Source organism: Paraburkholderia kururiensis (assembly GCF_034424375.1).
Lineage (GTDB): Bacteria > Pseudomonadota > Gammaproteobacteria > Burkholderiales > Burkholderiaceae > Paraburkholderia > Paraburkholderia kururiensis_A.
In genome coordinates, this window is sequence record NZ_CP139965.1 from 3,243,651 (window position 1) to 3,266,114 (window position 22,464).

Below are 22,464 nucleotides of genomic sequence, written 5' to 3' on the forward strand. Positions count from 1 at the left end.
GGAGCACCTACTGCTCGCTGCTAGTTACTGCTGTCTACTGTTTGCCGTGGGCGCCGTCATGCTGGACGCCCGGCAGTGCGCGGTACCACTGCACCACTTCACCCACCGCCTGGTCGATGGAGAGCGCCGAGGTATCGAGCAGCCTTGCATCTGCCGCAGGCTTGAGCGGCGCGGCCGCACGCGTACTGTCGCGCTCGTCGCGTTCGCGCAAATCCCGGAGCAAGTCATCCATATTAGCAGAAAAACCTTTTTGGATCAATTGCTTATGCCGGCGCGCTGCACGGGCCTCCACGCTGGCCGTCAGAAAGACCTTCAGCGCGGCGTCCGGAAAGATGACGGTGCCCATGTCGCGGCCGTCCGCGACGAGGCCGGGCGGCTTGCGAAAGGCGCGCTGGCGCGCCACGAGCGCCGCGCGCACAGCGGGATGAACGGCGATGGCCGAGGCCCGCTTGCCGATCTCCTCGGCGCGGATTTCCGTCGATACGTCCACGCCGTCCAGCTGCGCGAGGCCTTCTCGAAACGTGATGTGCAGGTCGTCGACGAGCTTTGCAAGGCCGTGGGCGTCCTCCGGCGCGATGCCGTACCGCACGCTCGCGAGCGCGGAGAGCCGGTACAGCGCGCCGCTGTCGAGCAGGTGAAAGCCGAGGTGCGCCGCCACGAGCGCGGCCACGGTGCCCTTGCCCGAGGCGGTCGGGCCGTCGATGGTGATGACGGGCGTCTGGTGAAAGGGACGGGTCGGTTTCATCAGGTCAGGCTTTCGCGAGCGTGAGGAAGCGCTCGAAGTAGTCAGGGAACGTCTTGCCGACGCATTTCGGGTCGTTGATACGCACCGGCACGCCGCCCAGGCTCACCAGCGAGAAGCACATCGCCATGCGGTGGTCGTCGTAGGTGTCGATGGCGGCATTCGGCACGAGCTTCGCGGGCGGCGTCACCACGAGGTAATCGGCGCCTTCTTCGACCTGTGCGCCGACCTTGCGCAGTTCGGTGGCCATTGCGGCGATACGGTCGGTTTCCTTCACGCGCCAGCTCGCGATGTTGCGCAGCGTCGTCGTGCCGCGCGCGAAAAGCGCGGTCACGGCGATCGTCATGGCCGCGTCCGGAATCAGGTTGAAGTCCATGTCGATGGCTTCGAGCCCGCCGCCCACGCGGCCGCTACCGCGCACCTCGATCCAGTCGTCGCCCATGATGATGTCGGCACCCATCTTCTCGATGGCGTCCGCGAAACCCACGTCGCCCTGGATGCTCGCGCGCCCCACGCCTTCCACGCGCAACGGTCCGCCGCCGATGGCGCCCGCTGCAATGAAATACGACGCCGACGACGCGTCGCCTTCCACCATGATGCGGCCCGGCGACTGGTACCGCACGCCCGCGGGAATGGTGAAGCGCTGCCAGCCTTCGCGCGCCACCGTCACGCCGAAGCGCGCCATCAGGCGGATCGTGATGTCGATATAGGGCTTCGAGATCAGCTCGCCGTCCACCTCGATGGTCGTGACGCCCTCTTTCGCGCGCACGAGCGGCAGGCTCATCAGGAGCGCCGTGAGGAACTGGCTCGACACGTCGCCGCGCACGCGGATGGGCGCATCCACCGAGAGCGGCGCCGCGCGGATGCGCAGCGGCGGATAGCCCTCGCTGGCCTCGTAATCGATCTTCGCGCCGATCTGCCGCAGCCCGTCCACGAGGTCGCCGATCGGGCGCTCGTGCATGCGTGCCACGCCGTGAATCCGGTAATTGCCGCCGTTGACGGCCAGCGCCGCGGTGAGCGGCCGCACGGCCGTGCCCGCGTTGCCGAGGAACAGATCCGCCGTCTTCGCCGTGAACGCGCCGCGCGTGCCCTGCACGACGCAGGTGTCGCCGTCGCGCTGAAGCCGCACGCCGAGTTTTTCCAGCGCGTCGAGCATCACGCGCGTGTCGTCGGAATCGAGCAGGTTCGTGATGGTCGTTTCGCCTTCCGCGAGCGCGGCAAGCAGCAGCACGCGGTTCGAAATGCTCTTCGAGCCGGGCAGGCGAACCGTGCCTTCGGCGCGGGTAAACGGTCCGAGGTCGAGGTAGTCCATATGCGTGTCCTGTTTATTCAGCGGGCGCGCCGTCTTCGGGCGGCGCCTCGGGTGTTGCTGCGGCGGGTTCGTGAGCCGCTTCGCCGGCGGCTGCCAGCTTGCCGCCGCGCTCCTGCCAGGCGGTGCGGGCTACGCGCGAGCGCGCAAAGACCGCTTCGAGCGCCGCGCCGTCACCGGCGTCGATGGCCGCACGCAGACGCGCGAGCACCGCGGTATAGGCGTCCAGTTCGTCGAGCAGCGCTTCGCGGTTCGCAAGGCAGATGTCGCGCCACATTTCGGGGCTCGACGCGGCGATGCGCGTGAAATCGCGGAAACCGCCCGCGGCGAACGAGAATTTCAGCTCCGCGTCGGGCGAACCGAGAATCTGCTCCACGAGCGCGTACGAGAGTACATGCGGCAGGTGACTCACCGATGCCAGCACGCGGTCGTGCTGCGCGGCGGACATCGATCCCACCACGGCGCCGGTCGCGCGCCACATTGCCTCGATGCGCGCCACCGACTGCGGCACGTTCTCCGGCAGCGGACAGAGCACGACGTTGCGTCCCACGTACAGGTCGGCAAGTGCCGCGTCCACACCGCTCGACTCGCGGCCCGCAATAGGATGCCCCGGCACAAACTGGCCGATGCGCTCGGCAAGCACTGCCCGCGCGGCCGCGACGACGTCGGATTTGGTGCTGCCTGCATCGGTGACGATCGTGGCGGCGTCGAGGAACGGCGCGATGCGCTCCATGAGCGGACGCGTCTGCGCGACGGGCGCGGCGAGCAGCACGATATCGGCGCCGGCGAGCGCGGCGGCGAGCGCCTTGTCGTCGTCGAGGGCCACGGCGGCGTCTGTCACGCCGAGTTCGACCGCGCGCGCAGCGGAATTCGCCGAACGCGCCACGCCGATCACCTCACGCGCGCCGGTCACGCCGGGCCGCTCGCGCAGTGCGCGCGCGAGCGAACCGCCGATCAGCCCGACGCCGAAAATCACAAGTTTGTCGAAAGAAAACGCCACCACGCTGCCCAACCGGAAAAGAGACGTGCCGCGGCACCTTGCGAGCGGCCGCACGCCGTACTGTTCAACGCCCCATCGAGGGGGTTCATGCCACGACGAGCGTCTTCTCGAGCGCCGCGACGAAAGCCCCGTTTTCCTCGGGCAAACCGATCGTCACGCGCAGCCATTGCGGCAAACCGTAGTTGCCGACGGGCCGCACGATCACGCCCTGCTTCAGAAGCTCCAGATTCACGCGGTTGCCCGCGCCGTCGTCGCTGCCCACGCGCACGAGGACGAAGTTGCCGTCCGAGGGCACGTACTCGAGCCCGAGGCGTTCGAACGCTTCAGTCAGTTGCCGATAGCCCTGGGCATTGAGTGCAGCGCTGCGCTCGATGAACGCGCTGTCGTTGAGCGCAGCGATCGCCGCGGCCTGCGCAAGCGTGTTCACGTTGAACGGCTGACGCAGGCGGTTCAGCAGGTCGGTGAGTTCCGGCTGCGCGATAGCGAAGCCCACGCGCAGGCCGGCCAGACCGTACGCCTTCGAGAACGTGCGCGACACCATCAGGTTCGGATAGCGCTTCACCCAGCTCATCGCGTCGTAGCGCTTTTCGGCGGACAGATATTCGGTGTAAGCCTCGTCGAGCACGATGGCCACATGGCCCGGCACCTTCGCGATGAACGCTTCCAGCGCGGCCCCGTCGATGAACGTGCCCGTCGGGTTGTTCGGGTTCGCGACGAACACGAGGCGTGTGTCGTCGGCAATTGCGGCCAGCATCGCGTCCAGATCGTGACCGTAGTGCACGGCCGGCGTGACGATGGCGCGGGCGCCCAGCCCTTGCGTGGCGAGCGCGTACACGGCGAACGAGTACTGCGAGTACACGATCGACTGCCCCTTCTCCACCAGCGCGTGAGCCGCGAGTTCGAGGATGTCGTTGCTGCCGTTGCCGAGCGTGATCCAGTCGGCCGGCACGTCGTAGCGCGCGGCGAGCGCGGCCTTCAGTTCGAACGCGTTCGAGTCGGGATAACGGCCCAGTTCGCTTGCGGCCTGCGCGATCGCGCGTTGCGCGGACTCCGGCATGCCGAGCGGATTCTCGTTCGATGCGAGCTTGACGATGCGCGCTTCGTCCAGCCCGAATTCGCGGGCGACTTCCGAGATCGGCTTGCCGGCGACGTAGGGCGCGATGGCGCGCACGTAGGAAGGACCGAATTGCATTGACATGATGGCTCCAGATCGGCGATGGCAGTGTGCGGCTAGTAGTTAGGGCGACGGGAACGGCGCGTTCCGTTATGGTTGCTCGGCAGCGCTCGTTGGCGACGCGTTAAGGCTCGTCACGCGCGGTGGGAGCCGGCTGACGTGCCGCGACCGCATTGCGTTCGGGGCATCGGCACATCGCACGGCCGGTACGAGGCCGCGCGCGACGTCGCTCCGGATCGTTCAACGGGAACGCGGATACGAACCGAGAATCTTGAGGAACGCCGCCTTCTGTTCGAGCTCAGCGAGCGCAGCCGCAACCGGCGCGTCGTCGCGATGACCTTCCAGGTCGATATAGAAGTAGTACGCCCACGTGCCCGAGCGCGCTGGCCGTGACTCGAAGCGCGTCATCGAAACGCCGTGGCGCGCGAGCGGTTCGAGCAGACGGAACATCGCGCCCGGCTCGTTCTTCACGGAGACGATGAGCGACGTCTGGTCGTACCCGCTTGGCGCTGCGGGCTCCTTGCCGATCATCACGAAGCGCGTGCGGTTGTGCGGGTCGTCCTGAATCAGCGCATACGCCACTTGCAAGCCGTAGTGCGCCGCCGCGCGATCGCCGGCGATTGCGGCTACGGTGGGATCTTCGGCGGCGATACGCGCAGCCTCGGCGTTGCTCGATACCGCCTGGCGCTCCAGATGCGGCGCGTTCGCCGTGAGCCAGTGCTGGCACTGCGCGAGCGCCTGCGCATGGGCGCATATGCGCTTCACGCCGGTGAGGTTGCCCGAAAGCGTCAGCAGATTGTGATGGATAGGCAGCGCCAGTTCGCCGCCAATGACGAGTTGCGTTTGCAGGAAGAGGTCGAGCGTGCGCGAGACTGCGCCTTCCGTGGAGTTCTCGACCGGTACCACGCCGAATTCGGCGGCACCCGCTTCGACGGCGCGGAACACTTCGTCGATGGACGGACACGGCAGCCCTTCAATCGACTGCCCGAAGTACTCGTGCATGGCCTGTTCGCTGTAGGTGCCTACGGGCCCCAGAAAAGCAGTCTTGATGCTCTTTTCCAGCGAACGGCTGGCGGCCATGATTTCGCGCCAGATCGCGCTGATGTGCTCGGCGGCGAGCGGCCCCTCGCTCATCGACTGCAGGCGCGCGATCACCTGCTGCTCGCGCTCGGGGCGAAACACCGGCGCGTTGAAGTGCTTCTTGACCTCACCCACTTCGAGCGCGACCGCCGCGCGCTGGTTCAGGAGCGCGATGAGTTGGGCGTCGATCGCGTCGATGCGCTCGCGTAAGGGTTTGAGGCGTGAATTGAGTTCGTCGTCCATGCGTGAAACCGGCCGTATCAGAAAGGACAGAAAGGAAGTGTGCGCAGACGCAGCGCGTCAGGCGCAACGCGCTTCGAATTCCTTCATGTACTCGACGAGCGCTTTCACGCCCTCGAGCGGCACCGCGTTGTAAATCGACGCCCGCATGCCGCCGACGGACTTGTGGCCCTTCAGCTGCAACAGCCCGCGCGCTTTCGCGCCGGCAAGGAAATCTTCGTTGCGTGACTCATCGGCAAGGAAGAACGGTACGTTCATCCGCGAGCGCGCATGGCGCTCCACCTTGTTGATGTAGAAGCCGCTCGAATCGATGACATCGTAAAGCAGCTTCGCCTTTTCCATGTTGCGGGCTTCCATCGCCTTGAGACCGCCTTGACGCTTGAGCCACTTGAACACGAGGCCCGAGATATAGATGGCGTAGGTAGGCGGCGTGTTGAACATCGAGTTGTTCTCCGCCACCGTCTTCCATTCGAATGCCGAGGGGCAGATCGCCATGGCACGGTCCAGCATGTCCTCGCGCACGATCACCACCGTCACGCCGGCAATGCCGATGTTCTTTTGCGCGCCGGCATAGAGCACGCCGTACTTGGCGATGTCCATGGGACGCGAAAGGATGTGCGACGACGCGTCGGCCACGAGCGGAATGTCGCCCAGGTCAGGGATGTCGAACGTCTCGACGCCGTTGATCGTCTCGTTCGTGCACAGGTGCACGTAGGCCGGATCCTCGGACAGCTGCCACTCCGCGCGCGCAGGCGCCCGCGTGAAGCCGTCTTCCGTCTTGCCGCTTGCCGCGATGTGGGCCGTGCCGTACTTCTGCGCTTCCTTGTACGACTTCTGCGACCACGACCCGGTGATGACGAAATCCGCGCGCGGCTTCGATCCGAACAGGTTCATCGGCACGATGGCGTTTTCGCCGATGCCGCCGCCCTGCAGGAAAAGAATGTGGTGGCTTGCCGGCACCTCGAGCAGCTCACGCAGATCGACGAGCGCCTCCTGGTGAATCGACATGAAATCCGCGCCGCGATGGCTCATTTCCATCACGCTCATGCCGCTACCGTGCCAGTCGAGCATTTCGTCGGCGGCCTGGCGAAGCACTTCTTCGGGCAATGCCGCTGGTCCGGCGGAGAAGTTAAAGACGCGCATGTGAGGAACCCCGAGGCAGGCGCTGCGGCAAAGAAAGACCGGATACCGCGCCCAGAAAAGAAAAGGCCGCTTGCGCAGATCGCGCAAACGGCCATTATCGCACCCTCGCCACCAACCCGCCAAACCAGGCGGCCTATGCCGCGAGGCTTTCAGGCGTGCAGCCCGAGGCAACGAACGATGCCGCAAGCACACACCTCTGGGTCGGGCGAGACAGGCGGGCGCCGCCGACCGGCGGCGCTTCGCCCATTTTCTTACTTGGCCGGCTTGACCGAAGCGACTTCCTTGTCAGCCTGGTCGCGGGTGGCCTTGATCGATTGCGGCATGTACTTCTGCATCAGACCGTTCACGACGTCGCGGCCCACCTGGTCTTGTACCTGGATGAACTTGCGGCCGGTCGGGCTCTTGTAGAACGTGGTCAGGTCCTTGATTTCCTGCGCGCTGTAGTACTTCGCATAGGCGTCGTACTGAGCTTGCATGGCGTCCTGACGGAACTGATCCGTCGCGAACACCTGGCCTGCCGAGTCAACCAGCTTCGGCACGGCGTTCTTCTGCAGCGTCGGCACGGCGGCCTGCTTCTGCTTGTCTGACAGCGTCTTGTTTTCCGACAGCGCGTCCGACAGGATGGCCGGCACGAGCTGCTTGGCCTGCATCTGGGCGCTGTTGCCGATCGCACCGACGAGCTTCTGTGCATCGATTGCGTCGAGCAGGTCCTTGATCGCGGCTTGCTTGGCCGGATCGACCGGTGCTGCGGCCGTGCTCTCTGCCGGCGCCTGGCTCTGCAGGGCCTGGGCCATTGCGAAGGTCGGCACGAGAGCGGCCAGCAACATTACCTGCTTGAATCGTTTTTGCATCATTACTCCCTAAGATAAATTAGTCGAACTCTTGCCTGCGGACTCAAAAAAACGGCGCCATCGGTTCTCGTCTGGCGCCGCTTCCAGCCTGCACGGCCTTACCGTTGCCTGCGGGCGGGCGCGGCTTTAACTTTCCGCGCCGTCGTCACCCGGGTCAGCCGCTTCGCCACCGTCAGCAGCCGACGCGTCGGCGTCTCCTTCAGCTTCAGCTTCCGCCTCTGCAATGTGCTGCAGACCCGAAAGCTTCGTTCCTTCGTCAAGGCTGATGAGTGTAACACCTTGCGTTGCGCGGCCCATTTCGCGGACTTCCGAGACACGCGTGCGGATCAGCACGCCCGTCGTCGTAATCAGCATGATTTCCGATTCAGTGTCCACCAGCGTCGCGGCGACCACCTTGCCGTTGCGCTCCGAGGTCTGGATCGCGATCATGCCCTTCGTGCCGCGGCCATGACGCGTGTATTCCGTGATCGGCGTCCGTTTACCGAAACCGTTCTCCGTGGCCGTGAGCACCGACTGCTGCTCGTCGCCCGCCACCAGCATGGCGATTACCTGCTGGCCGTCTTCGAGTTGCATGCCACGCACGCCGCGCGCTTCGCGCCCCATCGGCCGCACGTCGTTCTCGTCGAAGCGCACCGCCTTGCCGGAGTCGGAGAACAGCATCACGTCGTGTTGACCGTCGGTGATGGCCGCCCCGATCAGGTAGTCGCCGTCATCGAGACCGACCGCAATAATACCCTTGCGCAATGGTCTGCTGAAAGCCTCGAGCGGCGTCTTCTTGACCGTGCCGAGCGCCGTTGCCATGAAAACGTACTTGTCGGCCGAAAATTCCTTCACCGGCAGCACGACGGTGATCTTTTCGCCTTCCTGCAGGGGGAACATGTTCACGATAGGACGGCCGCGCGAGTTGCGCGAACCTTGCGGCACCTCGTAGACCTTCACCCAGTACACCCGGCCGCGGTTCGAGAAGCACAGGATGTGATCGTGGGTGTTGGCGATGAAGAGCGTGTCGATCCAGTCGTCTTCCTTCATCGACGTGGCCTGCTTGCCGCGACCACCCCGCTTCTGGGCTCGATATTCGGACAACGGCTGCGATTTCACGTAGCCTGCGTGCGACATCGTCACGACCATGTCCTGCGGCGTGATGAGGTCCTCGGTGTTCAGCTCCGTGGCATTTAGCTCGATCGTCGAGCGACGCTTGTCGCCAAATTCGGCCTTGATGGCTGCGAGTTCGTCGGAGATTATGGCCGTTACGCGCTCGGGGCGGGCCAGAATATCCAGCAGATCGGCGATCTGAGCCATGACTTCGCGGTACTCGCCAATAATCTTGTCCTGCTCGAGGCCCGTGAGGCGCTGCAATCGCATTTGCAGGATTTCCTGCGCCTGCGTATCCGACAGACGGTAAAGTCCGTCACCCTGCATGCCGAAGGCCGGGCTCAAGCCTTCCGGACGGTACGCAGCGCGGCCGCCGGCGGTCACGTTCTCGGATTCTGCGCGCGTCAGCATCTCGCGCACGAGCGACGAGTCCCACGACCGCGCCATCAATTCCTGCTTGGCGATGGGCGGAGTAGGCGCGGCCTTGATGATCGCGATGAACTCGTCGATGTTGGCGAGCGCAACGGCGAGACCTTCGAGCACGTGGCCCCGCTCGCGCGCCTTGCGCAGTTCGTAGATCGTGCGCCGGGTGAGCACTTCCCGCCGGTGGGCGAGGAAGTACTCCAGCATTTCCTTGAGGTTCAGCAGCTTCGGCTGGTTGTCGACGAGCGCAACCATGTTCATGCCGAAGGTGTCCTGCAGCTGCGTGGCCTTATACAGATTGTTGAGGATGACCTCGGGCACTTCGCCGCGCTTGAGCTCGATCACGACACGCATGCCGCTCTTGTCGGATTCGTCGCGGATGTCCGAGATGCCTTCCAGTTTCTTCTCGTTCACCAATTCCGCGATGCGCTCGAGCAGCGAGCGCTTGTTGACCTGATACGGCAGCTCGTCGACGATGATCGCCATGCGCTGACCGCGGTCGATTTCCTCGAAATGGGTGGTCGCGCGCATCACGACACGACCGCGGCCGGTGCGATAGCCGTCGCGCACACCGGCGACGCCGTAGATGATGCCGGCTGTCGGGAAATCGGGGGCCGGAACAATCTCGATCAGTTCGTCGATCGTCGCCTCGGGGTGCTTCAGCAGGTGCTGGCACGCGTCGACGACTTCGTTGAGATTGTGCGGCGGGATGTTCGTTGCCATACCGACCGCAATGCCGGACGAACCATTGATCAGCAGATTCGGGATGCGGGCCGGCAGGATCAGCGGCTCGCTTTCGCTGCCGTCGTAGTTGGGCCCGAAATCGACCGTTTCCTTATCGATGTCGGCGAGCAGTTCATGGCCGATCTTGGCCATGCGGATTTCGGTGTACCGCATGGCGGCGGCATTGTCGCCGTCCACGGAACCGAAGTTGCCCTGACCGTCTACGAGCATGTAGCGCAGCGAGAAGTCCTGCGCCATCCGCACGATCGTGTCGTAGACCGCCGTGTCGCCGTGAGGGTGGTACTTACCGATAACGTCGCCGACGATACGCGCTGACTTCTTGTACGCGCGGTTCCAGTCGTTGTTGAGTTCGTGCATGGCGTAAAGTACACGCCGGTGAACAGGCTTCAGGCCATCGCGGACGTCCGGAAGCGCACGCCCCACGATCACGCTCATCGCGTAATCGAGATACGAGCGACGCATTTCCTCCTCGAGGGAGATGGGCAGGGTCTCTTTGGCGAATTGATCCATTTATCCGTGTCTTGTGCGTACTTGCTCGGGTGCCGCACCGCTCCTCCGCACGCGCTTTCTTTACCAGCTAAAGCTGAGCCATGGGGAGGCGCTGGGCATCACGCGATTCTACCACGCGGCAACTTCCGCCCCGCACCTACGTATACCTATTAGAGAACGGCCAACGCGGCACCTCGAAGCTGCGGCAAAAAGACCCTCCACGAGACCGATCGAAGGCGTCGCCAATGGCGCGCGGCCCGGCATGCGCCCGCAAACCCGCGTCGCACGGCCTTTTGTTGCGCATGCACCACAATTGGAACCGGGCTGCCAGGAGGGGCGGCTTTTTTTATCGTCGGACGGGAACGATATGGCAAAATGCCAACGCACAAAGTCAGACGCTGCTCGAAGTCTATACAAAGCGTCGCTCACAACGCACCGATGTTATACTTCGAGCAATGTATGACTTGTCTTCGTCATCAGGCTCGCAGTAAACCTGCGGTAATCTCAATTTCGAGAGGAGAAATATGAATAAACTTTCAAAGCTCGCGTTCATTGCAGCTACCGCAGTTATGGCTGCATCCGCTTCGGCACAGTCGGTGCCGGCGTCGCGACAAGCCACGAATGACAACTGGGTGAACGGCACCGGCGAATACGTGTGGATGAACGGCACGAACGAGCTTTGCTGGCGCGATGCGTTCTGGACGCCGGCAACGGCTAACGCAAAGTGCGATGGCGCACTGGTCGCCCAGGCACCGCAACCGCCGGTCGCTCAACCGCCGGCACCGGCTCCCATCACGAGCCAGAAGATCACGTATCAAGCCGACACGCTGTTCGACTTCGACAAGGCTGTCCTGAAGCCGGCCGGCAAGCAAAAGCTTGACGAACTCGCATCGAAGATCCAGGGCCTGAACCTGGAAGTGGTCGTTGCAACGGGCTACACGGACCGCATCGGTTCGGACAAGTACAACGACCGTCTGTCGCTGCGCCGCGCTCAAGCTGTGAAGGCATACCTGGTCAGCAAGGGCATCGACGCCAACCGTATCTACACGGAAGGCAAGGGCAAGCGTAACCCGGTCACGACGGGCTGCAACCAGAAGAACCGCAAGCAACTCATCGCCTGCCTCGCACCGGATCGTCGCGTGGAAGTCGAAGTTGTCGGTACTTCGAAGCAGTAAGCAGCAAGTTACCGCAGCATCCAAAGCCCCGCTTCGGCGGGGCTTTTTTTCGTCCGGCGCTGACCAAAGACGACACCGCTCGGCGTTGCCCAGCCGATAGCTGACCACGCGCAATCCGCAGTGCCGCATTTTGCCGCCTCGGCACGTCGCCTATATACTCCGGGTTTATCCTCGTTTCCCGCTCCTGCGCGCCCATCAAGGCCGTCCGACACATGACCAACGCCGATCCCCACGAACTGCAGAAATTCAGCGATCTCGCGCATCGTTGGTGGGACCCGAATGCGGAGTTCAAGCCGCTGCACGAGTTGAATCCGGTGCGGCTCGGCTGGATCGACGCACATGCGCATCTCGCGGGCAAGCGCGTGCTCGATATCGGCTGCGGCGGCGGCATCCTGTCCGAATCCATGGCCGGGCTTGGCGCAAGCGTCAAAGGCATCGACCTCTCCCACGAAGCGCTCGGCGTTGCCGACCTGCATAGCCTGGAAAGCGGCGTCACCGTCGAGTACGAGGAAATTGCCGCAGAGGCCCTTGCGGCCCGTGAGCCGGCTTCGTACGACGTCGTGACGTGCATGGAAATGCTCGAGCACGTGCCCGAGCCGGCGGCGATCGTCGCAGCCTGCGCGTCGCTCGTCAAACCCGGCGGCTGGGTGTTCTTCTCCACGCTCAACCGTAACGTGAAGTCGTACCTGCTTGCCGTGGTCGGTGCCGAATACATCGCCCGCATGCTGCCGAAAGGCACGCACGACTATGCGCGCTTCATCCGCCCATCCGAACTGGCCGGCTTCGTGCGCGCAGCCAAGCTGAACACGGCCGACATCAAAGGCATTGTCTACCACCCGATCAGCAAGCATTTCGCGCTGTCCGACGACACCAGCGTCAATTACCTGCTCGCCTGCCGGCGTGAGGCCTGAGCCTCGACCCTTCACACGCCCGAGCCACGATTCATGAGCGACCCGACGCCCTTGCCCCAACGCGAAAGCGATGACGCCTCCATTCGTCTTTGCCAGGCCGTGTTGTTCGACCTGGACGGCACGCTCGCCGACACGGCGCCCGACCTCGCGGCGGCCGTGAACCGTATGCGCCACGAGCGCGGCCTCGAGATGGTGCCCCTCGACAGGTTGCGCCCGCTTGCGTCGGCGGGCGCGCGAGGCCTGATCGGCGGTGCGTTTGGCATTGGGCCCGATCATCACGATTACGCGAGCCTGCGCGAAGAGTTCCTCGCGAACTACGAGGCCGATCTGTGCATCGAAACGACGCTCTTTCCGGGCATCGATACGGTGCTTGACGAACTCGATGCGCGTGGCGTGCGCTGGGGCATCGTGACGAACAAGGTCACACGGCTCACCGAGCCGCTCGTTGCCCTGCTTGGCCTTGAAGAGCGGGCGGGTTGCGTGGTGAGCGGCGACACCACGCCGCACTCGAAACCGCATCCGGCCCCGCTGCTCCATGCGGCGAAGGCGCTCAACATGGAGCCGGAACGCGTCGTCTATGTCGGCGACGATCTGCGGGACGTCCAGGCGGGCTTCGCGGCCGGCATGGTGACCGTGGCGGCCGCCTATGGCTATTGCGGCGACGACCTGCCGCCTTCCCACTGGCATGCGCAGCATGTCGTCGAATCCACGGCCGAGCTGCGCCTGCTCCTGCGCGACATCGCCTGAAGCGCGGCGCTTTAGGCGCTTCGCTTCATCAGCGCGCTCTTGAAACCCCGCGAGTTAGCCTCATATTGGCTTCTATGGGATAATGCTTGTTCCACTTGGGGCCGACCTGGTTTCGACGTGGGTAACGAAGCAGCTCAGGGCATACCGAGGACCCGTCACCTCGTAAATCAATGGGACTTAAGTAACTGCGAACGACGAAACGTACGCATTGGCGGCTTAACCCCGCCAACCTCGCACTGACTCGCTGACGGGTCAGGGTCGCAAGACCAGCGAGGTCATTCACGTCAGATAATCCTCTGCGATGTCACGGCGCCGGGGCCGAAAATCAAGTGACTCGCCGTAACGAAGCGTGTTCGTCCGCGTCGGTGCGGTTAAATCAAACGACAGAACTAAGTATGTAGAACTGGTTGTGGACTACTTGCGGACGCGGGTTCGATTCCCGCCGGCTCCACCAAGACACCTCGAGCATCCGGACACGGATTGCAAAAAACCCCGACAGCTGAACGCTCTCGGGGTTTTTTGTTGCCTGCTCAATCCTGCGGACACTGCAGGTTGCAGCCATTCGGATCGCCATCGTCACCGCGACGACGCATCTTGGAGGGCGCGCCCTTCTGATATTTCTTCGACGGAGCCGACGCCGCGAATTGCATCTGCGGATGCTCCTGCAGCCGGAACTCGTCCTGCAGGATGCCGCCCGGCACACCCGGCGAGTTCTGGGCGAAGGCAATCGAAACGGTGGCGAAGAGCGTACCGGCCGTCGCGGCGGCCACACAAGCATTGAGCAGAAATTTCATGTCGGATGGGCGCGGCATTCGCGCGGTCAAGGCAGAAAGCAAAACGTAGCGCAAAGTATCGCAAAAACGGCGGCGAGTTGCAGCGCGTGTCCGTCGGCCCGCCCTTGCGTCGCGTTACTGCGTCTTACCGGATTCATCGGCCGACGCCGCCGCGAGCCCCTCTTCCAGGTCCACCACCGTCCCGCACGCACGCGGATCGTAGCCCTGCAAACCCGCCACGCCGGCGCGAAACGCTTCGCTGCGCAGCAAGGCGACCACTGCAGCGAGCGGCTCGCGCGCAAGACGCGAGCGCTCGCAGGCGAAGTAATAGTCTTCGTCCACTACGGGAATGAAGTCGAGCCCGAAGTGATGTGCCGCCGGCTCGACACCGAAGCCGACATCCGCCATGCCGCTCGCGACGAACGCCGCAATGGCCGAATGCGTGAGTTCCGCCGACGCATAGCCGTTCACGCGTTCCGGGTCGATGCCGATGCGCGTGAGCGCGAGATCGAGCAGCATGCGCGTGCCTGAGCCGGGCTGCCGGTTGACGAAGCGGATGTCGTCGCGGGACAGGTCGCGCAGCGAGCCGATCCGCTTCGGATTGCCTCGCGCGAGAAAGAGTCCTTGCTTGCGGCGCGTCAGATGAATCAACACGTGGCGGTCCGGATCGAGCCAGCGCCGGTAGACCGCCGCGCACGCGTCGCGAAATTCGCCGCGCGGCAAGTGAAAGCCGGCCAGATCGCACTCGCCGCGCGCGAGGGCCGCGATCGCGTCGGCGCTGTCGCGATATTTGATGTCGACCGGCAAGTCGGAAGCGACAAGCGCCGTCACGAGCGCCGCTACCGCATAGCCGTGCGACGCGTAGATCCGCACGTTCAGCGAAGGGGGCGAGAGCCATCGATTCAGGTCGCTCGCCACCTCGCTCGCGAGCGCCTGCATGTTGCCGTCGAGGCGCTCCACGCACAGCCGCTGCGCCCGCAACACCGCCTCGCCAAGCGCGGAGAGCTGCGAGCCGCGGCCACGCTCCTTCGCGATCAGCGCGCCGCCCAGACGCTCCTCGAGCGCGCGCAGCAAACCCCAGGCGTGGCGATACGAGAGACCGCGCCGTTCCGCCGCCTGCGCGATGCTGCCCGTCTCGTCGACGAGCGCGAGCAACGGCACCACGTCGGTCAAGCTCGCTTCGCGGCCGTCTACGTCGCGCACCACCAGCTCGGCATGGCACTTTATCTGGATCATTTATGCAATCCGGTTTCCTATTGCGCAGTTCATTGCAGCAGCCTATTGTTCGCCTAAACGTTTATGAGATAAGAAAGCATACGTGCGCGCCTTATGAAGGGCAAGTGCATATATGACTTTCCGAGGAGCCCCACTTTGGACGAGACAACCTCCCTCGCGCCCGACGACCTCGTCCGGCGCCATGTGCAGTCTGGCCGGTCGCTCGTGGCCGTCCTGCACGCCATTCAGGACGAAGTGGGCTTCGTGCCGCCAGCCGTGGTCACGCCGCTCTCGCGCGCGCTGAACCTCTCGCGCGCCGAAGTGCACGGCGTACTGACCTACTATCACCACTTCCGTACCTCGCCCGCCGCGCCGGTCACCGTGCAACTGTGCCGGGCCGAGGCGTGCCGCAGCATGGGCACGGAAGCGCTCGCGCAGCATATGGAGGCACGCACGGGCTGCCGCTTCGATCAGGGCCACGACGCGGGACATCACGGCACGGTCGCGCTCGAATCGGTCTATTGCCTCGGCCAGTGCGCGCTGTCTCCTGCGATGACCGTGAACGGCACGCTCTACGCCAAGGTCACGCCGCAGAAGTTCGACACGATCCTTGCCGCCGCCACTGAAGCGGCCGAAAGCGAGGCAAAGGACGAGACGACAACCCACACGAAGGAGCCGGCATGATGCGCGTCTATGTTCCCCGCGATTCGTCGGCGCTCGCGCTGGGCGCCGACGCCATTGCCGCCGCCATCGTCCGCGAAGCCGCGGCGCGCGGCGTCGCCGTGGAGCTGGTGCGCAACGGATCGCGCGGCCTGCTCTATCTCGAACCGCTTGTGGAAGTCGACACGCCCCTCGGTCGCGTGGGCTACGCGAACGTCGAGGAAAGCGATGTCGGTTCCTTATTCGACACGGGTTTTCTGGAAGGTCGCGAACACGCGCGCCACGTGGGCATCGTCGACGAGATCCCGTATCTGAAGCGTCAGCAGCGGCTCACGTTCGCGCGCATCGGCATTACGGACCCGCTCTCGCCCGAAGACTACGTCGCGCACGGCGGCCTCGACGGTCTGCGGCACGCGATTGCCATGACGCCCGCGGATGCCTGCGAAGCGCTCATCGAATCGGGCCTGCGCGGACGCGGTGGCGCCGCCTTCCCGGCCGGCATCAAATGGCGCACGGTGCTGGGCGCCCACGCCGACCAGAAGTACGTGGTCTGCAATGCCGACGAAGGCGACTCGGGCACCTTCTCGGACCGCCTCGTCATGGAAAGCGACCCCTTCGTGCTGATCGAAGGCATGACCATCGCCGGCGTCGTGACCGGCGCGACCATCGGCTACATCTACGTGCGCAGCGAGTATCCGCATTCCATCGCGGCGCTCGAAGCCGCCATCGAAAAAGCGCGCGCAGCGGGCTGGCTGGGCGAGAACGTGCTGGGCAGCGGCCGGCGTTTCGATCTCTATGTGGCCAAGGGCGCGGGCTCCTATGTGTGCGGCGAGGAAACCGCGCTGCTCGAATCGCTCGAAGGAAAGCGCGGCGTCGTGCGCGCCAAGCCGCCGCTGCCTGCGCTCGCGGGCCTGTTCGGCAAGCCGACCGTCATCAACAACGTCATCACGCTCGCCACGGTGCCCATCATCTTTGCGCGCGGCGCGGCGGCCTATCGCGACTACGGCATGGGCCGCTCGCGCGGCACGCTGCCGTTTCAACTCGCGGGCAACGTGCGCCAGGGCGGACTCGTCGAACTCGCGTTCGGCGTGACGCTGCGCGAACTGCTCTACGACTACGGCGACGGCACAGCAAGCGGCAGGCCGGCGCGCGCGGTGCAGGTGGGCGGGCCGCTCGGCACCTATCTGCCCGAAAGCCAGTGGGACATCCCCGTCGATTACGAAGCCTATGCCGCCGTGGGCGCCGTGGTGGGCCACGGCGGGCTCGTCGTGCACGACGACACGTCGAACCTCGCGGAACTCGCGCAATACGCCATGCACTTCTGCGCCATCGAATCGTGCGGCAAGTGCACCCCGTGCCGCATCGGTTCCACGCGCGGCGTCGAAGTCATTGCGCGCATCCGCAACGGCGACCGCTCGCCGAAGCAGGTCGAGCTGCTGCGCGATCTCTGCGACACGATGGTGTCAGGCTCGCTGTGCGCCATGGGCGGCATGACGCCGTACCCGGTGCTCTCCGCACTCGAGCATTTCCCCGAAGATTTCGGTCTCGACACCGCGTCGCAGCGTCCCGCTGCGGCCGCGGCCTGACGATGGAGACAAGGATGTCAGACGCGCTCAATTCCAGCACGGGCGGTTGCGGTTCAGGCAACTGCAGTTGCAAGTCGCAGGCGCAGCAACGCGCCGCCCGCAATCCGTTCGACGACACCGACTACGGCACGCCGCTGCGCCATGCCGACGTGGACGTGACGATCGAGATCGACGGCAAGAGCGTCACGGTGCCGGCGGGCACCTCGGTGATGCGTGCCTCGATCGAAGCGGGCATCAACGTACCGAAGCTCTGCGCCACCGATTCGCTCGAACCGTTCGGCTCATGCCGCCTGTGCCTCGTCGAAATCGAAGGCCGGCGCGGCTATCCGGCTTCGTGCACGACGCCCGTCGAAGCGGGCATGAAGGTGCGCACGCAAACCGACCGTTTGCAGAAGCTGCGCCGCAACGTGATGGAGCTTTACATCTCCGATCACCCGCTCGACTGCCTCACGTGTCCCGCGAACGGCGACTGCGAACTGCAGGACATGGCAGGCGTGACGGGCCTGCGCGAAGTGCGCTACGGCTTCGACGGCGCGAACCATCTGCGCGACACGAAAGACGAATCGAACCCGTACTTCACCTACGATCCGTCGAAGTGCATCGTCTGCAACCGCTGCGTGCGCGCGTGCGAAGAGACGCAAGGCACGTTCGCGCTCACCATTGCGGGCCGCGGCTTCGAGTCGCGCGTGGCGGCAAGCGAGAACCAGCCGTTCATGGACTCCGAATGCGTGTCGTGCGGCGCGTGCGTAGCTGCCTGCCCCACCGCGACGCTGCAGGAAAAGAGCGTGACGCTGCTGGGCCAGGGGGAGCATTCGGTCATCACCACCTGCGCGTATTGCGGCGTGGGCTGCTCCTTCAAGGCCGAGATGAAGGGCTCGCAGGTCGTGCGCATGGTGCCGTACAAGAACGGCGAGGCCAACGAAGGCCACGCCTGCGTGAAAGGCCGCTTCGCCTGGGGCTACGCCACGCACAAGGACCGCATCACGAAGCCGATGATCCGCGCGAAGATCACGGACCCGTGGCGCGAAGTCAGCTGGGACGAAGCGATCCGCTACGCGGCCTCGGAATTCCGCCGCATTCAGGACAAGCACGGCCGCGACTCGATTGGCGGCATCACGTCTTCGCGTTGCACGAACGAGGAAACGTATCTCGTGCAGAAGCTCGTGCGCGCCGCGTTCGGCAACAACAACGTGGACACTTGCGCGCGCGTCTGCCACTCGCCTACCGGCTATGGCCTCAAGACGACGCTCGGCGAATCGGCGGGCACGCAGACCTTCGCCTCGGTCGAGCGCGCGGACGTGATCGTCGTGATCGGCGCGAATCCCACCGACGGCCACCCCGTCTTCGGCTCGCGCCTGAAGCGCCGCGTGCGCGAAGGCGCGAAGCTCGTCGTGATCGACCCGCGCCGCATCGACATCGTCGATACGGCGCACGTGAAGGCCTCGTATCACCTGCAACTGCGCCCCGGCACCAACGTCGCCATCGTCAATGCGCTCGCGCATGTGATCGTGACCGAAGGGTTGCTCAACGAAGCCTTCGTCGCCGAACGCTGCGAGCCGCGCGCGTTCGACCAGTGGCGCGCGTTCGTCGCGCTGCCGGAAAACTCGCCGGAAGCCACGGCCGACGTTACCGGCGTGCCCGCCGAACAGGTGCGCGAAGCGGCGCGACTCTACGCGCGCGGCGGCAGCGCGCCCGGCATGCCCGCGGGACGCTCGGCCATCTACTACGGCCTCGGCGTCACGGAGCACGCGCAAGGCTCCACGATGGTGATGGGCATTGCGAACCTCGCGATGGCCACGGGCAACATCGGCCGTGAAGGCGTGGGCGTGAATCCGCTGCGCGGCCAGAACAACGTGCAGGGCTCGTGCGACATGGGCTCGTTCCCGCACGAACTGCCGGGCTATCGCCACATCGGCGACGAAAAGGTGCGCGCATTGTTCGAGGACGCCTGGAACGTCACGCTGCAGCCCGAACCCGGTCTGCGCATTCCGAACATGTTCGATGCCGCGCTGGACGGCAGCTTCAAGGGCCTCTACTGCCAGGGCGAAGACATCGTGCAGTCGGACCCAAACACGCAGCACGTGGCGGCGGCGCTCTCGTCGATGGAATGCATCGTCGTGCAGGACATCTTCCTCAACGAGACGGCCAAGTACGCGCACGTGTTCCTGCCGGGTTCGTCGTTCCTCGAAAAGGACGGTACGTTCACCAACGCCGAGCGCCGCATCTCGCGCGTGCGCAAGGTGATGCCGCCGCTCGCAGGCTACGCGGACTGGGAAGTGACGCTGCTGCTCTCGCGCGCCCTCGGCTACGAAATGGACTACGCGAACCCATCCGAAATCATGGACGAGATCGCGGCACTCACGCCCACGTTCCACGGCGTCTCGTACGAAAAGCTCGACCAGTTCGGCAGCATCCAATGGCCGTGCAACGAGGAAGCGCCCGAAGGCACGCCCACCATGCACGTCGATACGTTCGTGCGCGGCAAGGGCCGCTTCGTCATCACGAAGTTCATCGCCTCGCCGGAAAAGGTCACGCGCAAGTACCCGCTGCTGCTCACCACGGGGCGCATCCTCACGCAATACAACGTGGGCGCGCAAACCCGTCGTACCGAGAATTCGCGCTGGCACGACGAAGACCGTCTCGAGATCCATCCGCACGACGCCGAGGAGCGCGGCATTCGCCACGACGACTGGGTGGGCATCGAATCGCGCGCGGGGCAAACTGTGCTGCGTGCGAAGGTGACCGACCGCGTGCAGCCGGGCGTGGTCTACACCACGTTCCACTTCCCCGAGTCGGGCGCGAACGTGATCACCACGGACAGCTCCGACTGGGCCACCAACTGCCCCGAGTACAAGGTGACCGCGGTGCAGGTAAGTCTCGTGCAGCAGCCGTCGCAGTGGCAGCGCGACTACTCGCGCTTCAACGCCGAACAGCTCGAACTGTTGCGGCAGCGAAGCGCGGCGGGTGCGACCGAATCCGTGACCGCAGGGAAGTGACGCAATGGATCAACATCACCTGATCGAGATGGCGAACCAGATCGGCGGCTTTTTCGAATCGATGCCGGATCGCGAAGAAGCCACGGCGGGCGTTGCCGATCACATTCGCCGTTTCTGGGAGCCGCGTATGCGGCGCGCGCTGTACGCGGCTTTCGATACCGGCACGCCGGGCATATCGGAGATCGTGAGCAACGCGCTCACGAAGTATCGCGAGCAGTTGACGCCCGTCGCGGCGTGAGAGAACGCCGGGTCCGCAGTGACGGCGTGTGGTGCGACGTCGTGCAGTGGCTGACGCGAAGTCAGCCCTGCGCAGCCGCGCCGGCGTCGTCCGCGCCGCGCACAAACCAGGCCTCGCAGTGGCGCAGCAGCGCATTGAGGTCGGACGCGGGGCGCCCACGCGCCGCGATGTAGCCGTCCGGCCGCACGAGGTAGAACGCCGGCCGCGTGCGGCCATACGCTTCCACGAGCGGTGCCGCGCCCTCGCCTTCGGTGTCGGTCACGCGCCAGACGCGCACGGCCTCGCCAAGCAGCGACTCCACGGCCGAGACAAGACGCGCGAGGTCGTCTTTGTTTCCGTCGCCATTCGCGGTTGCCGCGAGCGTCACGCGTTCGTCGATGGCAAGCGGTGCGTGCGCCGCGTCAGCGGCTACATCCATCGCTTCCGCCTCGCGCTCTTCGAGCACGAACAGCGAAAAGCAGCCGGGATCGTGCAGATCGAAGATGCAGCCCTTACCGGGCGCCTTGCCTAACGGACCGTCAATCACGTGAACGAGCGCGTCGGGGGCTCGTTCGCCGGCTCGCGGCCCTCCATCGAGCACGCGTTCCAGCGTGAGCGGGCTGCGCCGGTACTGAATCGCAAGCTCGCTGACCGTGGCGCGCGCCGCGTCGCGCAGCGGTCCGAACGCGGCGAGCAGCGGCATCACGCGCTCGCGCAGCAGCTTGAGCGGCCCGTGCTCGGCGCCCACCAGTTGCGTGACGAAACTGGTTTGCCGCAGCACGTCACGCTCGATGGGATGCCGCTCCATGTGATAAGTGTCGAGCAGGCGGTCCGGTGCGCCGTGGGCCAGCACACGCGCAATCTTCCAGCCCACATTGAACGCCTCCTGAATGCCCGTATTCATGCCCTGCGCGCCCGCCGGACTGTGCACGTGCGCGGCGTCGCCGGCAAGAAACACGCGGTCCACGCGCAGTTGTTCCACCATGCGGCTGTTGATGTGGAAGTACGAGGACCACGAGAGTTCGGAGAGCCTCACCACGTGATGCACACGCCGTTCGACCACGTCGCGGCATTCGTCGAGAGAAGGCGCAGCGGGGCTCGCGGCAGTCGATACGTGCACCTCGGCATGCTCGCTCTCCCCAGCGGGCATCGCAGCCGGTGTGTGATCGGCGATCAACCGGTACCAGCCCTTGCCGAGCGGAAAGAGTCCAGCCAGGCCTTCGCCGGACGCGAAGAGGTGAAACTCGTCGTCGGGCCATTCCGTTTCGGCGTTCACGTCGGCGAGCAGGAACGTCTGCTCGAAAGCCTTGCCCATGAAGCTCATGCCGAGCCGATGCCGAATCGTGCTGTGCGCGCCGTCCGCTGCGACGAGATACGAAGGCCGCAGCGTTTCGGTATGCCCGTCGGCCCGTCGTAACGTGGCGTGCACGCCGGCCGATCCCTGCGAAAACTCGACGAGTTCCACGCCGCGCTCCACCTTCACGCCGAACGACTCCAGGTGCGTGGCGAGGATGCGCTCCGTCACCGTCTGGTCCAGAAAGAGCAGGTACGGATAGCGCGTCTGCAACGGGTCAAAATCGAGCCGCGCGCGGCGTTGCCCGTTCGAGTAGAGGTTGGCCACGCGCGCACGATGGCCCAGTTCGAGAAACGGCTCGACCACGCGATGCTGCTCGAAGAGTTCGAGCGTGCGGGCCTGAATGCCGATGGCGCGGGAATGCCGGGCCGGCTCGGGCGCGCGGTCGATCAGGCGCACGGGAATGTGCGCGCGCGCAAGGCTCATCGCTGCGGCGAGCCCTGTCGGGCCGGCGCCGACGACGAGCACCGGGTGCAGGTCAGAAACGGCTGCCATGCATCGAACCTCCGAAGGTCGACATGCCGGTTAGTGTACGCCGCCCCA

General features: G+C 65.0%; 18 protein-coding genes and 1 other RNA gene. 8 read left to right on the plus strand and 11 right to left on the minus strand.

All coding sequences use genetic code 11. The annotated features are described in order from the left end of the window. Positions 1-34 precede the first annotated feature (34 nt). The 8 genes from cmk to gyrA form a co-directional block, all read right to left on the minus strand. On the minus strand, positions 35-745 hold the full coding sequence (cmk, locus tag U0042_RS14430; protein ID WP_114810199.1) for a (d)CMP kinase: 711 nt from the start codon (positions 743-745) through the stop codon (positions 35-37). Positions 746-749: 4 nt separating this feature from the next. Further along, a complete protein-coding gene (aroA, locus tag U0042_RS14435) occupies positions 750-2,054 on the minus strand; it encodes a 3-phosphoshikimate 1-carboxyvinyltransferase (protein ID WP_114810198.1) in 1,305 nt (434 codons plus the stop codon). A 13-nt stretch (positions 2,055-2,067) separates the two neighbouring features. Continuing rightward, positions 2,068-3,063, minus strand: a complete 996-nt coding sequence (locus tag U0042_RS14440) for a prephenate dehydrogenase/arogenate dehydrogenase family protein (RefSeq protein ID WP_114810197.1) — start codon at positions 3,061-3,063, stop codon at positions 2,068-2,070. A 73-nt stretch (positions 3,064-3,136) separates the two neighbouring features. Continuing rightward, positions 3,137-4,249, minus strand: a complete 1,113-nt coding sequence (hisC, locus tag U0042_RS14445; RefSeq protein WP_114810196.1) for a histidinol-phosphate transaminase — start codon at positions 4,247-4,249, stop codon at positions 3,137-3,139. Between the two features lie 216 nt (positions 4,250-4,465). After that, on the minus strand, positions 4,466-5,548 hold the full coding sequence (pheA, locus tag U0042_RS14450) for a prephenate dehydratase (protein ID WP_114810195.1): 1,083 nt from the start codon (positions 5,546-5,548) through the stop codon (positions 4,466-4,468). Positions 5,549-5,605: 57 nt separating this feature from the next. After that, positions 5,606-6,688 carry a 3-phosphoserine/phosphohydroxythreonine transaminase gene (gene serC / locus U0042_RS14455; RefSeq protein WP_114810194.1) on the minus strand — a complete coding sequence of 361 codons (1,083 nt, stop codon included), beginning with the start codon at positions 6,686-6,688 and terminating at the stop codon, positions 5,606-5,608. A gap of 251 nt (positions 6,689-6,939) precedes the next feature. Continuing rightward, positions 6,940-7,539, minus strand: a complete 600-nt coding sequence (locus U0042_RS14460) for a DUF2059 domain-containing protein (protein WP_114810390.1) — start codon at positions 7,537-7,539, stop codon at positions 6,940-6,942. Positions 7,540-7,665: 126 nt separating this feature from the next. Further along, positions 7,666-10,308: a DNA gyrase subunit A gene (gene gyrA / locus U0042_RS14465; RefSeq protein WP_114810193.1), complete on the minus strand. Its 2,643-nt coding sequence runs from the start codon at positions 10,306-10,308 to the stop codon at positions 7,666-7,668. 503 nt (positions 10,309-10,811) lie between these two features. Between gyrA and ompA the strand changes: the two genes are divergently transcribed. The 4 genes from ompA to ssrA all read left to right on the plus strand — a co-directional run bounded on the left by ompA (position 10,812) and on the right by ssrA (position 13,574). Further along, on the plus strand, positions 10,812-11,462 hold the full coding sequence (ompA, locus tag U0042_RS14470) for an outer membrane protein OmpA (RefSeq protein WP_026121386.1): 651 nt from the start codon (positions 10,812-10,814) through the stop codon (positions 11,460-11,462). A 212-nt stretch (positions 11,463-11,674) separates the two neighbouring features. Further along, positions 11,675-12,373: a bifunctional 2-polyprenyl-6-hydroxyphenol methylase/3-demethylubiquinol 3-O-methyltransferase UbiG gene (gene ubiG, locus U0042_RS14475; RefSeq protein ID WP_114810192.1), complete on the plus strand. Its 699-nt coding sequence runs from the start codon at positions 11,675-11,677 to the stop codon at positions 12,371-12,373. Between the two features lie 33 nt (positions 12,374-12,406). Next, positions 12,407-13,120 (plus strand): phosphoglycolate phosphatase, encoded by a 714-nt coding sequence (gph, locus tag U0042_RS14480; protein WP_114810191.1) that lies wholly within the window; start codon positions 12,407-12,409, stop codon positions 13,118-13,120. A 97-nt stretch (positions 13,121-13,217) separates the two neighbouring features. After that, positions 13,218-13,574: a transfer-messenger RNA gene (ssrA, locus tag U0042_RS14485) on the plus strand. 76 nt (positions 13,575-13,650) lie between these two features. On the opposite strand, the gene U0042_RS14490 is transcribed toward ssrA, so the two are convergent. Together U0042_RS14490 and U0042_RS14495 are read right to left on the minus strand one after the other, a co-directional pair. Beyond that, positions 13,651-13,914, minus strand: coding sequence for a hypothetical protein (locus U0042_RS14490; RefSeq protein ID WP_017774571.1), 264 nt, complete (start codon positions 13,912-13,914; stop codon positions 13,651-13,653). A gap of 114 nt (positions 13,915-14,028) precedes the next feature. Then, on the minus strand, positions 14,029-15,129 hold the full coding sequence (locus U0042_RS14495) for a substrate-binding domain-containing protein (protein WP_114810190.1): 1,101 nt from the start codon (positions 15,127-15,129) through the stop codon (positions 14,029-14,031). Between the two features lie 93 nt (positions 15,130-15,222). On the opposite strand from U0042_RS14495, the gene U0042_RS14500 reads away from it, so the two are divergent. The 4 genes from U0042_RS14500 to U0042_RS14515 are packed head-to-tail and all read left to right on the plus strand — an operon-like array spanning position 15,223 to position 20,588. After that, positions 15,223-15,792, plus strand: a complete 570-nt coding sequence (locus tag U0042_RS14500; RefSeq protein WP_419150517.1) for an NAD(P)H-dependent oxidoreductase subunit E — start codon at positions 15,223-15,225, stop codon at positions 15,790-15,792. After that, positions 15,789-17,354, plus strand: a complete 1,566-nt coding sequence (locus U0042_RS14505; protein ID WP_114810188.1) for an NADH-ubiquinone oxidoreductase-F iron-sulfur binding region domain-containing protein — start codon at positions 15,789-15,791, stop codon at positions 17,352-17,354. Before U0042_RS14500 ends, U0042_RS14505 begins: the two co-directional genes overlap by 4 nt. Before the next feature lie 14 nt (positions 17,355-17,368). Further along, positions 17,369-20,350 carry a formate dehydrogenase subunit alpha gene (fdhF, locus tag U0042_RS14510; RefSeq protein WP_114810187.1) on the plus strand — a complete coding sequence of 994 codons (2,982 nt, stop codon included), beginning with the start codon at positions 17,369-17,371 and terminating at the stop codon, positions 20,348-20,350. A gap of 4 nt (positions 20,351-20,354) precedes the next feature. After that, positions 20,355-20,588: a formate dehydrogenase subunit delta gene (locus U0042_RS14515; RefSeq protein ID WP_114810186.1), complete on the plus strand. Its 234-nt coding sequence runs from the start codon at positions 20,355-20,357 to the stop codon at positions 20,586-20,588. Between the two features lie 61 nt (positions 20,589-20,649). On the opposite strand, the gene U0042_RS14520 is transcribed toward U0042_RS14515, so the two are convergent. Continuing rightward, on the minus strand, positions 20,650-22,416 hold the full coding sequence (locus tag U0042_RS14520; protein ID WP_114810185.1) for an FAD-dependent monooxygenase: 1,767 nt from the start codon (positions 22,414-22,416) through the stop codon (positions 20,650-20,652). Positions 22,417-22,464: the final 48 nt, after the last annotated feature.

Bases quoted from the DNA above. Each gene is read 5' to 3' on its own strand.
- cmk (WP_114810199.1), bottom strand. From the start codon at position 745: ATGAAACCGACCCGTCCCTTTCACCAGACGCCCGTCATCACCATCGAC.
- aroA (WP_114810198.1), bottom strand. From the start codon at position 2,054: ATGGACTACCTCGACCTCGGACCGTTTACCCGCGCCGAAGGCACGGTT.
- hisC (WP_114810196.1), bottom strand. From the start codon at position 4,249: ATGTCAATGCAATTCGGTCCTTCCTACGTGCGCGCCATCGCGCCCTAC.
- pheA (WP_114810195.1), bottom strand. From the start codon at position 5,548: ATGGACGACGAACTCAATTCACGCCTCAAACCCTTACGCGAGCGCATC.
- serC (WP_114810194.1), bottom strand. From the start codon at position 6,688: ATGCGCGTCTTTAACTTCTCCGCCGGACCAGCGGCATTGCCCGAAGAA.
- U0042_RS14460 (WP_114810390.1), bottom strand. From the start codon at position 7,539: ATGCAAAAACGATTCAAGCAGGTAATGTTGCTGGCCGCTCTCGTGCCG.
- gyrA (WP_114810193.1), bottom strand. From the start codon at position 10,308: ATGGATCAATTCGCCAAAGAGACCCTGCCCATCTCCCTCGAGGAGGAA.
- ompA (WP_026121386.1), top strand. From the start codon at position 10,812: ATGAATAAACTTTCAAAGCTCGCGTTCATTGCAGCTACCGCAGTTATG.
- ubiG (WP_114810192.1), top strand. From the start codon at position 11,675: ATGACCAACGCCGATCCCCACGAACTGCAGAAATTCAGCGATCTCGCG.
- gph (WP_114810191.1), top strand. From the start codon at position 12,407: ATGAGCGACCCGACGCCCTTGCCCCAACGCGAAAGCGATGACGCCTCC.
- U0042_RS14490 (WP_017774571.1), bottom strand. From the start codon at position 13,914: ATGAAATTTCTGCTCAATGCTTGTGTGGCCGCCGCGACGGCCGGTACG.
- U0042_RS14495 (WP_114810190.1), bottom strand. From the start codon at position 15,129: ATGATCCAGATAAAGTGCCATGCCGAGCTGGTGGTGCGCGACGTAGAC.
- U0042_RS14500 (WP_419150517.1), top strand. From the start codon at position 15,223: ATGAAGGGCAAGTGCATATATGACTTTCCGAGGAGCCCCACTTTGGAC.
- U0042_RS14505 (WP_114810188.1), top strand. From the start codon at position 15,789: ATGATGCGCGTCTATGTTCCCCGCGATTCGTCGGCGCTCGCGCTGGGC.
- fdhF (WP_114810187.1), top strand. From the start codon at position 17,369: ATGTCAGACGCGCTCAATTCCAGCACGGGCGGTTGCGGTTCAGGCAAC.
- U0042_RS14515 (WP_114810186.1), top strand. From the start codon at position 20,355: ATGGATCAACATCACCTGATCGAGATGGCGAACCAGATCGGCGGCTTT.
- U0042_RS14520 (WP_114810185.1), bottom strand. From the start codon at position 22,416: ATGGCAGCCGTTTCTGACCTGCACCCGGTGCTCGTCGTCGGCGCCGGC.